Below are 17,483 nucleotides of genomic sequence, written 5' to 3' on the forward strand. Positions count from 1 at the left end.
CTTTCTTTAGTTGGTTTCATTCCGATTTTCACTCCGGGTTTTACTTAAGGGTTTACTTAAGGGTTTACTTAAGAATTTACTTAAGGGTTTACTTAAGGCTTCACTAAGAGCTTCGCTTCGCAGCCTAATACCGCTGCAGCAAGAACTCCGTCTCGCTTCTGCCCGCGATCAAGCCGTTGTCATTGTAGATATCCGCGGGCGCCAGCGCACGCAGGCGATCGATCGTCGCCCGGCGGCCGTAACCGATCTGCTCCAGAATCGAAGCGATGATCAAGGGCCATTCTTCTTGGGAGCCGTCGAGCACCTTCAGCGCGAAGCCGAGTCCTTCCTCGCGCAGGCCGAAGCCGTACACGCCCTTCGCGCCTCCTTTAGCCACGATATTGTCGTCCATCAGCAGCGCGGAGCAGATTTGCCCCGTTCCGGACACCATCTCGGGATAGCGGTTCATCAGCCTCGTCATTTTGACGACGGCCCGGCGAACGGACGCATCGTCGATCAATTGCGGCTGTGCCAGCTTCAGGTATACCGTCGCAATCCGGTCCAGCGGAATAGCGAACACGGGACAGCCGCAGCCGTCGACGCCGGTCGCCACCTCGTGTACCGGCATGCCGGCCAAATACGCAAGCATGGCGATAATTTCCCGCTGAGCGGGGTGATCGCCGTCCGTGTAACCGGACAAGTCGTAGCCCCGATGCTTGCAGAGCGCCATAATGCCGAGATGCTTGCCGGAGCAATTATGGTAGATTCGCCGCTTCGGCAAGCCGCCGGCAACCAAGGCATCTCGTGCCGACTCGTTCAGCGGATAAGACGGCGAACAGACCAGCTGCTTCTCTTCGACGCCCAGCCTTGCCATCATCGATTCCAGCTCCGCGACATGGAACGTCTCGGCCCAGTGCGAACCCGTTAGAATCGCCGTCTCCTTCTCCGTTAGGCCGAATGCTTCATCCGCGCCATGCATGAGCGCCGGCAGTGCTTGAATCGGCTTCCCGGCCGAACGAAGGAAGGTCAAATGGCGAATATTGCCCGTTCCGAACCGCACGCCGTTCGCGTCGACGCCGCAAATATGGCCATAGTGCAAATTTTCCGCGTAACCGCCCCTATACTCCGTGACCAGAACCTCCGTCATCCCGTATTCCCCCTAAGTTGTCGTTCGTTCGTTCGTTCAATCAGTACCGCGCGAACAGTCGACAACATCGGCAGCGAATCGATCGATGACCAGGCAGCCCGGTTCGGCGTCATTCCTTACGATAGCAAGATAATAATCCGTATAAGGTCCTGTTGTCACTTCTATCTTCCACTCCCGCAAGCCCGCGCGCAAGGGCTCGAAGAACAATTGTTGCGCGGGACCGCCGTCCCAAGTTCGCAGCGCCGCGGCATATTGACCCTCGTTCTCCGACTTGTAGGCGAAGGAAAGCGCGTAGGTCTGATTCGGCAGCAGCGCGAGCTTGGACGGAAGCGTTCGTACCAGTTCGCCGGCGAGCTCATCCATCGTTTTCAGCGACCATTGCCCCTCGATCGTGTCCGCCGTATAGCCCGGATGAAGCTGCGAGAGATGCGTCTTGCCGACTCTCGGGTTGGCGCTGACGAACACGCCCCAGCCCTCGTCCACATGCTCGAAATCTTCATAGACGTCATGGCTCGATGTGGAAGGCAAGTCCGCTTCCCTCACGCGCGCATCGTCGAAGTGCACGTAGGAATCCGGTTCGCCTTTGGCCGCGGCGAGGGTCAGCACGGGATGAAATATCTCATCGGATTCAGCCTCTCCTTCGCCTTCCGGCACAACGAACCGAATTTGCAGCCGCTGGTAAAACGTGCCGCATTTGTCCGAATCGACGTCGCAGTTCACGACCGCCGTGCGTCGAATCGTTCGGACCAGCTCCGGCCCGCCGTAACCCGACAATCGAATCGCCGCTTCCCGCCCTTCCGATACTTCGACCCATACGGAAGCGGAATAAGCTTTGCCGCGTTCCAGACCTCGCAGTGGCTGCGAGACCTCTCCGTCGGCGCCGTCATTGCCGCTTATGCGCAGATACGATTGCCCGTAGCTCGTCTCCGCGATCGCGATATGGTCGGCAGTGCCTGCGGTCGAGAATCTCGACCACGCTTCAAACCCGTGGCTGTCGAATCCCGCATCCTTCAACGGGCTGCCCTCGCCCCAATTCATATCTGGAACCGGAGGCGCTTCCTTCGGATAAATCACATACGGAACGCTAGCCTCCGCCTCAATCGCCACGATGCCGGAGAGAACCTCCACGTTGCGAATGAATGCGCGCCCTTGGTTCGTCATGCGGTACAGCTTGACGGTCCCGCTCTTCGGCCAGCTGTCGGGGAGCTGCCATGCGGTCTCGCCGCCGGCGGCGTTCCAATGGTAAATCTTCGATTCGGCAAACGGATCCCACGGGATGAAGACGGTATCGCCGATCGCGATCGTCCTTCCGTTCTTCCGAATGACCGTCTCTCCGTTCTCCAGCCGGGACGTCACGCCGCCTTCCAGCACGGCCTCCTCCGAATCCTTCCACCGCAGGATGGCGAAGTGCATCAGATAACGATACGGAAGCTGCTTGGTATAGAAGGATCTCACGGCCGCATGAATATCGCGCTCGCGCTGCCAGCCCATGAACCCGTTGTCGCCGTAACGCGCATATCCGCCTTTGAGCAGCGCATCCTCGGCGTAGACGTCTTTGTCCTGGTGACGGATAAACCGGGAAATGCGGCTGTCGCCCGTGGAATCATGCGTCCACACGGCATCGGAATCGAGCGCGTCGGCTTCCTCCGTCCAGATCGTCCAGCCGTTGCCGCGCAGCTTGCCGGATAGCCGCCACGCCGCCCAATGCTCGTCGCGATACGTATCCACGTAGACGAAGCCCAGATGCGGCGCCTGTTCTTTCAATTCGTCAAGCCGCCGATCGAAGTTGCCGGATAAGATATCCGCTTCCCGGTCGATATAATACGACTGATCCATCCATCGCCATCCGGGCGTCGTCGTGACTAGCGAAGCATCGTACGCATTCGCCTCGGGATAAGCCTCGCTGTGATTGATATGGACGCCGATCACGGCCCCCAAGCCGAGGGCGCGTTCGGCCAGCAGGTTCAAATCCTTCAAGCCGCCGGCCCGTTCGTTGTAATTGCTGCCGTAATCGGGATGCCCGCTGTCATGGCCTTCGCTCTGATAACCTTTTAACTCCAGCATCTGACCGAAGCCGTCCGTATAGAGATGAAATTTCTTCACGTTATCCAGAATGCGAAGAAACGGATACTGCGCCAAGCTGGCGAAATTCATCGCGATATGGGCATAGCTGCGCCGCAGCACATCGGCACCCGGAAGGGGAGGAAGCGCTTCTCGAACCGCGATTGCCCCGTCCTGCCAGTCGACGATGCCATCCCCGTTGCGGTCATCCGTCACGATTACTTTGGACCACGGCTCGCCGATGACGGCCATATCGGGTCCCCGGTACGTCCAGCAGGCGTTCCATACCGCGGTCTGCTTATAGCCGTCTCGCTGCGAGGTCTGCACGCACAAACGGTGCCGGTTATGCATCGAATTGCCGATTACGCTAGCTGCCAGCTGCGCCGTATTCACGATCGCGATCGCGCGATAGCGAGCTGCCGGCTCGGCCGGTTCCTCGGATACGCGGCCGAACGTATCGCCTTTGATTCCTTCGGCGCAGGCATAGGCCGCACCCTCCTGCGTATCGCGGACGGATACAAGCCCATGCTGAGGAAACTCGATCGTGCGGATCCGGAAGTCACCGGATTCCTTGATCCCGTGAATGCGCAGCTGGAGCGCCGCTCCCGCGACGACGAAAGCCGCCGCCATCTCTACCTGAAGCTGCGGGAAGCGAAGCCGATAATTCACTTCGCTGCTGCCTGGCGCCGAAGTATCCACGATCGGCATATACCGCTCGCCGTTCAGCTCGACATAGGCAAGTCGCTCCTCTTGGCCGTACAACAAAGCCCCGTTTGCCTTCCACCGATAGCGCAATACCCGCGGGAACGCGGCATCCACCTCCACGTCCATGCGTTCCGAAGACAACGCGATGCTCGCTTGCGCCTCATCGTCGCCGTTCGTCGGCGAGAAATCCGATCGGTACCTATCGTCGAGAACGCTGGCCTGCGCATCTCCGAATCGCGCATGACCGCCTCCGTCGTTCCCGTCTCCCAGCGCCATGAAGCCGACGGCTCCGGCTCCGGTCTTGCATTCGGGTAACTCGCCGTGGAACACTGGATACCCGTTCATGAATACGGTCAGTACCGTACGGTTGAAGCGAAGCTTGATCGCATAACGGTGACCTTCATAGAGCGGGTCGGATCGGAACAGCACGCCTTGCTTGCCGCATGGCATCGACCATATCCACGTGCTCTTGCCGAACGGGTCCATCGGCGTATCGCAGCCGACGAAGATCCAGCTGTCCGGTGCCGTATAGCGAATCAACCCGCCGACTTTCCCCGCAAGACTGAGCGGCGTCATCGTGAACGCAAACTCCCCGTCGCTCAATGTCTCGAAGTCCGCCGCGATGGCCCCGGTGTCCGAGCCGTTCGCGAACAGCCTGAATTTGTCATCCGAATCCTCTTGCACTTCGAGGCCGCCGCCGAATGCGATTCGGCATGGACGGATCGCATTCATCATTGCGCTCCCGCCTTTACTTCCTCAGGCGTGCCCCACGTGCTGACAGTGACGCTTACGACCGGCTTCGGATCGCCTTCGAACTTGCAGCTGAACGAGACCGTCTGCCCGCCTGCCCGAACGATCGGCGCATCCGCGGAAGCTTGAACGGTTCTCAGCAGATTCCAGTTCAAATCATAAATGTTCCCGGTCCGGTCCCCGCTGCACACGAGATATTCGTTCGCCCGCACATCCGTCTCGAACGTCATGTACTCCCCGTTCGTATAGAAGGTCGGCCGCCGGATGCCGGCATCCGCGTTGCCGTATCCGGGCGACACGCGCAGGCAGAATTGCAGCCTCTGCTCGCCGAACTTGTTGTAGAACGCCCAATCCGCGCCTCCCGGCTGGCCGGGCTGCAGCTCTTCCGGGCTGCATACGAGCGGCTTGGAGATGCTCACCGGCACGAGCCGCCAACCGCCGTCCTCCGCAGGCTCGAGATGCCAATCGCTCTTCGGATCGCGCAGCCGCTCCTTCTGCGACTCCGTGAAGGCGCCTGCGCTGCGAGCCGTTTCCCATTGGCTCACCATCTCCAGCAGCGCGTCAGCATTGCCGTTGCGACGGAGAACGGCCATATCGGCCGCGAGCGCGAAGCCCGCGCCGAAGCCTGCCGCTTTCGACAGCACCCACTCGATCTCGTCCAGCGTGGTCGCTTCGAAACGGTCGGAGGTCGAACGGATCAGGAACCAGCCGAGCATCGGCGGAATGAAGTTGCGGGCAAAATACCGCTGGTTGGTCAGTCGCCATTCCAGCTGGCCCTCGCGCGTCGATACGCCCCAAGGCTCGCCCCAGTTGAAACGCGTGAAGATATGCCACAGATAGTTCGGCACGACGATACTCGCGTCATTGATCACTTCCGCTCCCCAGCCGTCGTAGCTCTGTTTCACGAAACGGTTGACGCCGTAGCCGTCATGGCCCGTTGCATAACAGCCTTCCAGCCCGTCGAAGGAAATTTGCTTCACGCCCGTCGCGCGCAGCAGCTCCGCGATCCGGCTGCTGTAGGCATCCTGCAGCTCCAGATCCGGGAAGAACACGTCGTACGGATGATCCCACAGCCGCCCGATCTCCGATCCGGCCGCATGAGCCGACGCGGCGGTCCCGTTCGCCCCTCTTCGGATGCCTAGCAGCTTCCAAGGCGCGTCCTCCGACACGGATTCGTAAGTGACGATTTCCCCGCCGAGCACGGCCGAATTCCGATACAGGCTCTCTCGGAACGGCTGCGGATCATCGATCGCGATCTCGTCCGCATCCGCGCTAACCGGCTCGATCAAGCTTGCCGTGCCGACCTTCTGCAGCCCTGCGGCCGGAACAGGCGTCACATAAGGATCGTTCAACGTCGTGAACGTGGACAGCGTATGCACGCCGACCTTCACGCCTTCGCGTCCAGCCGATTCTACGCAGGCCCGAAGGCTGTCGTCGCCTTGCGGGAACTGGCCGGGCTTCAGGATGAAATGGCCCCACTGCGCAAACGGGTCCGGATGATACACGTAGTTCAGGCCGGCAAGCTTCGTATACCGCACCGCCTCGTCGATCGTCGCCTCCGAGAAATCGGTGATGAGATACGATTGCGTTGCCGCCGCGGATGTCTTACCCCACTCGCCCTCGAATACAGGATGCGGCAGGTCCTCGTCAAGCTCGATGGCTTCGATGACCGGAAGCACGCTGTCCGCCGCGCAGCCGAACAACGCCATGCCCGTGCCGGTCAACTCCGCGTCGACGCCTTGAACGGGCGCAACCTCGATGTCTCGCAAGTTCCATACCGGCCTGCGTCCGCCGACGGTCCGATTGCGCGCAAACGCTTGCAGCAGGCTGCCGCCTTGAATCGGCCAAGCCGTGCTGTCCGCGTAGTCGAACTTGCTGTCCGGGTACGTCTCGTCCGCATCGTGCGGTCTATTCAGTTCAGCGGGCCAGCCGCCGATCGTTTTCATGTTCAGCGCCATCAAGCCGATGGCAAACTCCCCGTCGTGGACGACGCCTACGGACTCGCCGACCGAACCTTGCAATCCCGTCGCGATCGGTCCCCACAGAATCGCGTCGATGTCCGCCGAGCCGTTCGCCGTTTCAATTCCGGTCACCTCGAAAGTCGCATACTTCTCCTTCAAGCCCACGTTCACGTCGATCCGCGCCTGATGCCCATCGAATACGAAGATCAGCACGCCTTGTTCATCATCGTACTGCACTTTGCTTGCTTCCTTGATCGTCCCGCCTGCGACGATGCGCAGCAGCTGCGATCGGCGGCTCCCGGCATCGAGGCTTTTACCGCTTGCCTCGTCTGTTAAGCCGAACAGTTCGCCTCGATCGCTAATTTGAAAGGACAAGCTTCCTGCCTGAAATCGTACCATCCTTCGCATCTCCTTTTCCGTCCATAAAATCGATGTCCTTCCCAAATGACTTGGAAAGGACATCGCTATGCTGCTATAGATTGTTAGTTTTATAGATTGTTATGTTTGTAGAATGTTATTGTTTGAGATTGGCATCGTACACTTGCTGCGCTTCTTCCATCACCTTGTCTCCGCCCATGCTCTTCCATTCCTTGACGAAGGCGTCGAAATCGTTCAACGACTTGCGTCCCGTAATGAAATCGATGAAGTTCTGCGTGGTGAATTGCTTCAGCTTATCCTGCGTTTCGTTGTACACCGGCTTGTTGAACGGCGCGAGAATGTCAATATTCCGCGTACCCTTCGCTCTCGTATCCTTCGCCAGCTGGCGCAGGCTTGCATCCGACGTATAGGACGTTTGAAAGTCGTAATCGTTGAACGAGCCGCTCATGGAGTAGCCGCCAAGACCTAACTTTTGACGTTCTTTCTCGTCCGTGTACGGAGCGATATACTCGACGGTTCCTTTCTCGCCGATCTTCCATTCTTTATCCTTCTCGCCGAAGTTCAGCTTCTCGTAGGTCTCCGGATCGAATTGGGAGGCTTCGAAGATCTGCATGTACTTGATCATTTTGTCTTGGTCGTCCGCCAGCTGCTTGCCGAACACGACGCCGGACGCGTAAGCCGGATTGTACTGCGAGATGCCGTATTTGCCGTCCGGACCCTTCACGCCGCCGGTCGTCGCGAAGCCGAAGTCCGGATGCTTCGCCTTGAGCTTGTCGTACCATTGCTCGCCGCCGAGGAACGCGTTGCCCGGCAGGAAGGACCACCAGTAGAATTCGACGGCGCCCGTCTTATCCGTCAGCACCTTGTCTTCCACGTTGTTGCCTTTGTTGACGACGAACTCGGGATCGATCAGTTGGTTCTTGTACCAGCGGTTCAGCACTTCGAGCGCTTGCTTGGCGCCGGGCTCGATTTCGCCGCGTACCACTTTGCCGTCCGTTTCCGTGAAGATGTTCGGGTATACGCCGTAAGCGCCGAATACGGAGCTGAACATCGATTCGATATTATCGCCCGCCGCCGTCATGCCGTACGTATCCTTCTTGCCGTCGCCGTCCGGGTCGTCGTTACGGAACTTCGTGAGCGCGGCTTCCATCTCTTCGATCGTTTCCGGCGTCTTCGTAATGCCGACCTTCTTCAGCCAATCCTCGCGGAAGGCAAGCTGCATGCCGTCGATGCCGATATCCCAGATAACCGGCAGCGCGTAAATTTTGCCGTCTCTTCTGACGTACTTGAACGGATCGTCGCCGAGGTAGCGCTGCAGCCACGCCACGTATTTGGGCATGTACTGCTCGATCAGCTCCTGCGGTATTTCGCTGATGATGCCTTGCTGCAGATACTTATCGTAGTCCGTGAAGGACGGTTCTTTCATCCAGTCCGGGATGTCGCCCGAGGAGATCATCAGATTGACTTTCTCTTTGAAGCCTTCTCCGCCGGTAGGCACGAATTCGACGTCGACGCCGAATTTATCGCGAATGGCCTGCACCCCCGGCGAATCGATCTTGGCCGTTTCCGGCGTGCTCGTCCAGAATTTCAGCAGCTGCTTCTTCGCCGGCTTATCGTCCGCCTTGTTTGCGTTCGCATTCGCGTTTGCGTTTGCGTTCCCCGCGCCGTTCGTTTGAGCCGGATCGTTCGCTTTGGCGTTCCCGTTCGAACCCGAATTCCCGCACCCCGCCAATACCGTTACCGCCAATACGCTTGCGATTGCCCCTGCCATCAAACGTTTGTTGTTCGCTTTCACAATGAACCAACCCTTTCTCCCCTGGTATGTGTCGCTATCTATTGGAGGGAGTTATCCCTTAATAGCCCCAATCATAACACCTTTGACGAAATACTTTTGAATGAACGGGTAGACGATAAGCATGGGAATAATCGACAGCATGACGATGGTGGCTTGAAGCTGGCGCCCCGTGTATTCCGTGTTTTTGCCGATATTCTGGATGACCTGCGTAATGTCGGACGTATCGTTCTGGATGATGATCTTGCGAAGGACGACCTGAAGCACCTGTTTATCCGGATCCGTGATATAGATCAGCGAGTCGAACCAGGCATTCCAATGGCCGACGCCTACCCATAAGGCAACCGTCGCGATGACCGGCTTCGACAGCGGCAGGACGATCTGCGTGAAGATCCGGACATACCCGGCGCCGTCGACCCTCGCCGACTCCTCCAGTTCCTCCGGAATCGAGCGGAAGAAGTTTCGCATGATCAGCACGTTGAAAGCCCCGATCATGCCCGGAACGACAAGCGCCCAGATCGTATTCATCATATGAAGCTCTTTGATCAGCAGGTAGGATGGAATCGTCCCGCCGGCGAAGAGCATGGTGAACAGGATGATGCCGGTGAATAGCTGATTGAACGGCAGGTCTTTCTTCGAAAGCGGGTACGCCGTCAGCGACGTGAACACGATCGATAACGCGACGCCAAGCCCCGTCCGCAGCAAGGTATAGCTGTACCCCGTCCATATCGCGTCGAATTTGAAGGCCAGCTTGTAGCTTCCGAAGGTCAGCTTCGAAGGGAATAGCACGAACCCCGAGGCATAAGCGGAGCCGTCGACGCCAGCGCCGTCGAGCGAGATGACGACCTGCGTCCAGAACGGATAGAGCGTAACCAGCATGATGACGGCGAGGACGGAATAAATCACGACGTCGATCAGTTTGTCCGCGGGCGATTTTTTAACAGTCAGCACGGTTCATTTCTCCTTTCGCTCGCACTACCATATGGCGTGATCCTTGCCCCCGATGAACTTCACGATGCGGTTGACGATGAAGATCAGGATCAAGGCGACGACGGATTTGAACAACCCGACCGCCGTTGCGTAGCTGTAGCTCATTTCGACGATCCCTTTGCGGTAGACGTAGGTGTCGATGATATCGGCGACGTTGTATACCTGCGTGTTGTACATGTTGAAGATTTGGTCGAAGCCCGCATCCAGCACGCCGGACATCGAGAGGATCAGCATGATGGCGATAATCGGGACGAGCATCGGAATGGAGATGTAGAACATCCGCTTGAACCTTCCGGCGCCGTCGATGATGGCCGCTTCGTACAACTGCGGATCAATGTTCGAAATGGCCGCGAAATAAATGATCGACCCCCAGCCGAAGCCTTGGAAGATGCCGGTGACGACCAGAATGGAACGGAAGTAGCGAGCATCGGCCAGGAACAGCACCGGATCGCCGCCGAAGAACGTAATGATCGAGTTGAGCGGCCCTTCCAGCGAGAAGAAGGCGAAGAAGATGCCGGCAAGCACGACCCAGGAGATGAAGTGAGGCAAGTACGTGACCGTCTGGACGATCCGCTTGTACTTGGCGTTCGTCACCTCGCTCAGCAGAAGCGCGAAGATGATCGGAACCGGAAAGCCGAACAGCAGCTTGTAGAAGCTGATAAAGAGCGTGTTCTTGAGCACCGTGTAGAAATACTCGTCATGGAATATGGTGCGGAATAGGTCGAGTCCGACCCAAGGACTGCCCATGATCCCTTTCAAAATTTTAAAATCCTTGAATGCCAGCAGCACGCCGTACATCGGCAGATAATGAAAAACAATGTAATAGATCATGGCCGGGACCATCATGAGCAGCAGCGCGCGATATTGTTTGATTTTCCTCCATTTGGCATTCCTTAGCGACGCTTTCTCCAGACGCTTGTCCATATGCGGCGCTTCCGCGCCGTGGACGATTGCTGTATCGTTCACCCTTGGCACTCCCCTCTGTATGCGGTGTCAATCCCCTTAACAAAAGGATAACAAAGGCGGCTCCGAATTGAATTATCAAATATTTTCGATTGCTTTCGTTTTTCTGCGCACATGCGAAAATACCTCACATACGAAAAAGCCCGTCCCCGAGAGGACAGGCTTCTAGGATTCAAAGCAGGGTGCAAACGGCTTCAAGAAGGCACGAACGCAGGAATGACGATGCTCATCTGCGTGCCTTGGTCGACGACGCTCTCTACGGCGAAGCGATAGTCTGAGCTGTATTTCAGGCGCAGCCGTTCGTTGACGTTCTTCAGCCCGTAACCGGAGGAATCGCTCTGCAGCAGCGTCGCCGCCGTATCCGCCGGCATGCCGATTCCGTTATCCTGCACGAAGAAAGCAACCTTGCCGTTCGACAGCTTGGCGGTAATGTGCAGCCGGCCCCGTCCTGCTTCTTTGCGGTTAATGCCGTGCAGGATCGCGTTCTCGGCGAGCGGCTGCAGGATAAAGTTGATGGTCGTGTAGCCGAACACGGCCTCGTCGATCTCGTACGTCACGTCGAAGCTATGCTCCTTCATCGTCTGGATGATTTCGATATACGACTTCACATGCTCCAGCTCGTCCCGAACCGGAATCATATTATCGCCCCGATTGAGTCCCGTTCGGTAAAACTTCGACAGCGTCGTGACGATGTGGCTGATGTCGGGCGAGTCGCTGCGCAAGGCCTTCCAGTTGATGAACGACAGCGTATTGTACAGAAAATGCGGATTCATCTGCCATTGCAGCGCTTTGAATTCCGCTTCCTTCTGCACGATTTGGTTGCGGTACAGCTCTTCGATCAGTTCGTTCAGCCGTATGAGCATATGGCCGAACCGGTTCGTCAGCTCGCCGATCTCATCCTTGGATTCGCTTTGCACGCGCATGCTCAGATCGCCGATCTCCACTCGCTTCATCACCGTATTGAGCTTGTAGATCCGGCGAATCATCGTCCTGGAGAAGATCCAGATCATGAAGAGCACGATGACGATGCAGGCCGCGATGATGATGAGCGTCGCGTTGATGATCGATCCCGCGTCGCGGGACAGCAGCTTGGCGGGCACGATGCAGTAGATCGTCCAGCCTGTCTGCTTGACCGTCTTCTTCACCAGGAACGACTCGGCCTTGCCGCTTCGGAACGAGCCCTCCTTCATCCCCTGCAGCTGCGCTGCGCTGAATCGCTCCCCGTCAGCGCTTTGATTCGAGTAGATCACGTCGCCGCGTTCGTTGGTAATGACGACCGTATCGTCCTTCGCAAGCTCCGCGACGTTCTTGAACATGCTCGTATCGTTGATCTTCATGTAGACGATATTCGTCGCCTTGTCCGCGAAGAACTGGGGAAACGCGCCGACCACGATCAATCCGTCATGGAAAAACCACTGGCTGCCCTTCCCCTTCAAGGCCGCCTTGTACCAGGCTTCATCCTTGACCCGATCGGCCGATTGCACCGATTCGCCGTACTCCGGCACGTAGGTCTGCGTGTAGAATTTGACTTCGTCGATTTCTTTGTCGAGCATGACCATCATGTTGAAGTACGGGGTCAAATATTCGTTCAGATCATAGGACAGATTGACGAGATCGCTGTAATCGTTCGTCACGATTTTCTGGAACGTCTTGTTCAGCACGATGGACTGGATCGCGTGATTGTATCGCTCGACCGAGCCGTCGATGCTGCCCGAGATCGTATCCACGTTCTTCTGAATGCCTTGAATCCCTTGAATGCGCAGCATTTGCTTCGACTGATCATAGGCGTACATGCCGAGGACGATAATCGGGATGATGATGACGATTAGATACGATAGGAACAGCTTCTGCTTAAATCGCAGCCGATTGAACAAGTTGCGGACCGCCTGGCTCATGTAGCCGCCTCTTCGCGAAATTGGGATGGGGTCTTGCCGTAATGGGTTTTGAACAGCGAGCTGAAATAAGGGAAATTCGAATAGCCGACTTCGATGCCGATATCGACGATTTTCCGATTCGTCGTCAGGAGCAGCTCTTTGGTCTTCTCCATGCGATGCAGCGTGAGGTACTTATTGAAGCTGATTCCCTTATGCTTCTTGAACAGATGGCTCAAGTAGCTCGGCGACAAGTAGACGCGCTCCGCGATCGATTCCAAGGACAGGTCAGCCCCGTAATCGCTTTCGATAATGCGAACGATATCCTCGATGACCTTGCGCATCGACTCCTGCGGGGCGCTGCTTGCAGGCTGTCCGCTCTCTTCCAGGATCGCAAGAACGACCCGGCGCAAATCGCTGAGCTTCGCCGCCTTGTAGATGCGTTCCAAGTTCAGCTTGAAGGTCTCCGGACGCTTGCTCGCCGAGGCGTCGAAGACGGCTTTGACGATTTCCGTGCATATATATTTGATGTACACGACCGCGAACCGCTCGCTGTTCTGCAGCTCGTCGAACAACTGCTCGAACCGCAGCTTGGCCTGATCGTAACGGGAACGACCGATGCTCTGTCGCAGCTCGTCCAAGGCTTCCTCCGCGGAGAACGTCTGCGCGCTAGCGCCGATCGCGTCGGGATTCGCGAGCAGCACCGTTCCTTCGTCGAAGAAAAATTTGTACTCCAGCATCGACTCCAACAGATGATATTGATTATAGAGCTGCTTGGCGTTCCCTGCCGTGCCGCCGATGACAACGCTCACATCTCCGCCGTACGTTTCGCGGAACCAGCCGATGAGGCGCTTCCCCCAATCGATCAGCCGTTCTTTGGAATCGTCGGCCTCCGCCTCGATGACGAGCAGACTCTGGAATTCGTTCAAGTGCGCGACTTCGAATCCGCCTTGGATGACGTCGGCCAGCCGGCGCTCGAAATCTTGATCGAGCCGATCGAAGAAGCGGTTCCGCGAATCGAGCATGATCAACCGCACGAGCGGATGCCCTTCGCTGGCCATGGGGAACGGCTGCTGGACCGGCTCGAAATCGTCCGGGAGCACGTCGCTTTTGCCCAAAATCAAATCCGACAGCAGCTTCTGCTTCGTGTAGTACGCTTCGTTGCGATAGGCTTCTTCCATACGAATCTGCTGGGCCTTGGTCTGCCGTTCTTCCTCGCAGGACTGAATCACCTGCGTCAGGACTCTGAGAAACTCATCCACCTGGACCGGCTTCAAGATATACCGGATCGCTTTCAAATCGATCGCCCGCTGCGCGTATTCGAACTCCCCGTACGCGCTCATGAAGATCACCTTGACGGGAATATCGAGCTCCCGGATTCGAGCCGCAAGCTCCAGTCCGTCCATGCCCGTCATGCGGATATCCGAGAAGAGGATATCGACCGGATGCTCCTTCATGAAAGCAAGCGCGCTTTCCCCGCTATCCGCTTCGAACGTCTCCAGCGCAAGTCCGAACTTCTCGATCAGAAACTTCACGCCTTCTCTCTCGAACCTTTCGTCGTCTACGATCAGCATCTTGAACACCAGCATTCACCTCAGTAAGTGATTCTAAAGTCAGTATTCCTAGTTAGTTTCTAATTCTAGCACGAGTCCAACTAATCGGCTATCCTTGCGTTAGGATTGATCCGTTGGCGCATGCGGCAAGCATCAAGTGGGCGTGAATAATTGGTATACGGCCAACGCTATCGTCCATTTTGCAAGCTTTGCTCCTATAATGGACATCAACATTGTCGTCCTAACAAGTGGTCAATTTGCTCCTATAATGGACATCAACATTGTCGTCCTAACAAGTGGTCAATTTGCTCCTATAATGGATATCAACATTGTCGTCCTAACAAGTGGTCAATTTTGACCGTTAGAACAAAAATCATGTCCATTCTCTGAATGAATGGACATAGATGACCGTTAGATGATCATTTCACGATTATTTCTGAGCCACCGCGCACTTATGGACATCAATGTCCGTAAGAAAGCCAACCATCCGAAATATAAACGCTAACGGACTTTCATGTCCGTGTAAGCGGCAGGGGTCGTTGCGCCTCTTGCACCGCCTCTCGCGACTTCGCGGGCATGTCATGCACCTCGTGCACCTTGGGGCTTGGGCACCGATTTCCGCGATTTCATGCCATCCGTACATAACAAAAGAACCCTGCACGCCGCCAAAAGATGCGGCATTCAGGGTTCTTCGCCTTGCATCAGCTCCTATATCCCGCAAGCAGCTGCTTTCGTACGAGCTCTTATCTGAACGAAATCACATAACGTTTGCCTTGTTCCACGGAAATGCTGCCGAAACCGTCATCCGTCGTCGTCCAAGCGATTGCCGCGCCATCCGAAGTGACCTTATGAATCGGCTGCGAACGCAGCATGCAATGCTGAGTCCGGCTCGATACGATGGCCGCTTCGATCAGCACGCCATTCTCCCAGCTCAAATCGACTTCGTAGCCCCCGCGTCCTCGGAGACCTTTCACGTAACCGGTCTTCCATGCTGCAGGCAGCGCGGGAAGAAGCGCGAGATGCTCTTGATGTGATTGCAGCAGGAGCTCGGCAATGCCCGCGGTCGCCGCGAAATTGCCGTCGATTTGGAAAGGCGGATGCGCATCGAACAGGTTGGCATACACGCCGCCGCCGTCATATTCGAGCGGTTCGTTTTCCTTGATCAGGTTCAGCAAATTCGAGATCAGCCGCTCGGCACGGTCGCCATCCTTGAATCTCGCCCACAAGCCGATTTTCCAGCCGAGACTCCAGCCCGTTCCCCCGTCTCCTCTGCGTTCAAGCGAGGTTCTGGCCGCATCGAAGAGCGCCGGACCGGCTTCCTTCGTAATCGTCCTGCCCGGATAGACGCCGACGAGATGCGACACATGCCGGTGATGGACATCGCCGTCTTCGAAGTCTTGTTCCCATTCCTGCAGTTGACCGTGGCTGCCTACTTGCAGCGGATGGAGCTTGCTTCTGGCCGCGGCGATGTCGGCGCGGAACGATTCGTCGATTTCGAGCAGCCGCGACGCTTCCAGGCAGTTGTCGAACAGCTCGCCGATCAAGGTCAAATCCATCGTCGACGCGGCGCTTACGGCACTGTGGCGATCTCCGAATTTGAAATGATGCTCCGGCGAAGTCGAAGGCGCGGTAATCAAATGGCCGTTCTCGTCCTCATGCAGCCAGCTCAGGCAGAACAACGCCGCTTCCTTCATGACCGGATAAGCCCGCTCCCGAAGAAACGCCTCGTCCCGTCCGAACGCGTAATGCTCCCATAGATGCTGCGTCAGCCACACCCCGCCCATCGGCCAAAACGCCCAAGAGGCATCGCCTTCGCCGTACGCGCCTACCGGTGCCGTCTGCGCCCACAAATCCGCATTATGATGCGCGACCCAGCCCTTTGCGCCGTAATTGATCTCGGCGGTCTTGCTGCCGTTGACTGCCAGCCGATCGATAAAATCGAACAAAGGCGCATGCATTTCGGCCAGGTTGCACGTCTCTGCCGGCCAGTAATTCATCTCGGTGTTAATGTTCAGCGTATAGTTGCTGCTCCACGGCGCGCGCGTATGCTCATTCCAGATCCCCTGCAGATTGGCCGGCTGCGTGCCTGGCCGCGAGCTTGCGACCATGAGATAGCGTCCATAATGGAACAACAGCTCGACCAGTCCAAGATCCCGGCTTCCGAATTCGGCGATTCTCTGATCGGTCGGCATGTCCGGCGACGCCAAGGTTTCTCCGAGATGCAATTCTACGCGATCCATCCACGGGGCGTGATCAGCTAGGTGATCGGCAAGAACGGCGTCGTAGTCCTTCTTCAATACCGCGCCGATTACGCCGGCAGTAAGCTGCTCCGGTACTCGCAGCGCGCTGGGCGCCCCTTGCTGAGGGTCGAAGCTGGTTGCGGCGCTAAAATACAGCACGACGCTGGTCGCTCCCGCGATGTGAATCCCGTCGTGATCGACGCTCATCGCGCCGTCCTCGTGTACCGCGGCCAAACGGCCATGGAAGCGCAGCGCTTTCGACGTATCCTTATCGCCGTATTGGATCGGATGATCGTGCTTTTGATAATTCGGCGCGACATGCTCGGGAGCAGTGCCGGCAATCATGTAGTGCTCGCCGTCCGATGAAGCGGAATGACGAAGCAGGCTATCGACCTTGGCATGGAAGCTGAGCTGTCCCGGCTTGCTGGATGTCAGACGAACGACCAGCAGCCGATCGGGGTGGGACGCGAACGTTTCTCTCGTATAACGAACGTCGCCGATCGTATACGCCACCGAAGCGATGCCTTGCCTCAAATCCAGCTTTCTGCAGTACTGCCTATAATGATCGCCATGCTCCATGACGAGGCGCAAATCCCCGAACGGCAAGTAAGATTGCGTATATGGACCCATCATGCCTTTGCAGAGCCGGTCGGCTTCCTCGAACAAGCCTTCGCTGACGAGTTTTCTGACCTGCGGCAATACGTTCGCGGCCTCGCTGTTGTTCCAATCCTTCGGATACCCGGACCACAGCGTATCTTCGTTCAAAGCGATGCGTTCGCGTTCCACGCCTCCGAACACCATCGCGCCTAAATTACCGTTTCCGACTGGAAGCGCTTCCGTCCAAAACATGGCCGGCTTCTGGAATTGAATGTTCATTCGTCAACTCTCCCCTTAGCAATAAATGACATGTCAGATTGATTATAAATGATTCTCCTACATTCATGGTATAAGAGAATTGGACGACTACTCTCCACCATACCATAGGGAGCTAGGGATGGGATTATCCGATTTCTTCGAAAGATACCGATATTCGATGAACTTTCATGCTATGATTTAGGAAATAAATTTTGGCAGGGAGATCCAAATTGATACG

General features: G+C 56.8%; 9 protein-coding genes. All 9 read right to left on the minus strand.

The window, feature by feature from the left end; translation table 11 throughout:
• Nucleotides 1-124: 124 nt before the first annotated feature.
• The gene (locus AC0YNU_RS22015) at nucleotides 125-1,126 is read right to left on the minus strand and encodes an asparaginase (protein WP_475760634.1); all 1,002 of its coding nucleotides are present in this window, start codon (nucleotides 1,124-1,126) and stop codon (nucleotides 125-127) included.
• Nucleotides 1,127-1,162: 36 nt separating this feature from the next.
• Complete coding sequence (locus AC0YNU_RS22020) at nucleotides 1,163-4,627, minus strand: endo-alpha-N-acetylgalactosaminidase family protein (RefSeq protein WP_475760636.1); 3,465 nt, start codon at nucleotides 4,625-4,627, stop codon at nucleotides 1,163-1,165.
• The gene (locus tag AC0YNU_RS22025) at nucleotides 4,624-7,002 is read right to left on the minus strand and encodes a hypothetical protein (protein ID WP_475760638.1); all 2,379 of its coding nucleotides are present in this window, start codon (nucleotides 7,000-7,002) and stop codon (nucleotides 4,624-4,626) included. Before AC0YNU_RS22025 ends, AC0YNU_RS22020 begins: the two co-directional genes overlap by 4 nt.
• 115 nt (nucleotides 7,003-7,117) lie before the next feature.
• On the minus strand, nucleotides 7,118-8,776 hold the full coding sequence (locus AC0YNU_RS22030; RefSeq protein ID WP_475760640.1) for a type 2 periplasmic-binding domain-containing protein: 1,659 nt from the start codon (nucleotides 8,774-8,776) through the stop codon (nucleotides 7,118-7,120).
• A gap of 51 nt (nucleotides 8,777-8,827) precedes the next feature.
• Nucleotides 8,828-9,724, minus strand: coding sequence for a carbohydrate ABC transporter permease (locus AC0YNU_RS22035; RefSeq protein ID WP_475760642.1), 897 nt, complete (start codon nucleotides 9,722-9,724; stop codon nucleotides 8,828-8,830).
• A 24-nt stretch (nucleotides 9,725-9,748) separates the two neighbouring features.
• Nucleotides 9,749-10,729, minus strand: a complete 981-nt coding sequence (locus AC0YNU_RS22040; RefSeq protein ID WP_475760644.1) for an ABC transporter permease — start codon at nucleotides 10,727-10,729, stop codon at nucleotides 9,749-9,751.
• A gap of 191 nt (nucleotides 10,730-10,920) precedes the next feature.
• The gene (locus AC0YNU_RS22045; RefSeq protein ID WP_475760646.1) at nucleotides 10,921-12,621 is read right to left on the minus strand and encodes a sensor histidine kinase; all 1,701 of its coding nucleotides are present in this window, start codon (nucleotides 12,619-12,621) and stop codon (nucleotides 10,921-10,923) included.
• On the minus strand, nucleotides 12,618-14,171 hold the full coding sequence (locus AC0YNU_RS22050; RefSeq protein WP_475760724.1) for a response regulator: 1,554 nt from the start codon (nucleotides 14,169-14,171) through the stop codon (nucleotides 12,618-12,620). The genes AC0YNU_RS22045 and AC0YNU_RS22050 overlap by 4 nt, the downstream gene beginning before the upstream one ends.
• A 722-nt stretch (nucleotides 14,172-14,893) precedes the next feature.
• Nucleotides 14,894-17,266, minus strand: coding sequence for a glycoside hydrolase family 95 protein (locus tag AC0YNU_RS22055; protein WP_475760648.1), 2,373 nt, complete (start codon nucleotides 17,264-17,266; stop codon nucleotides 14,894-14,896).
• Nucleotides 17,267-17,483: the final 217 nt, after the last annotated feature.

The sequence above is a fragment of the Paenibacillus sp. J31P316 genome (assembly GCF_056269105.1).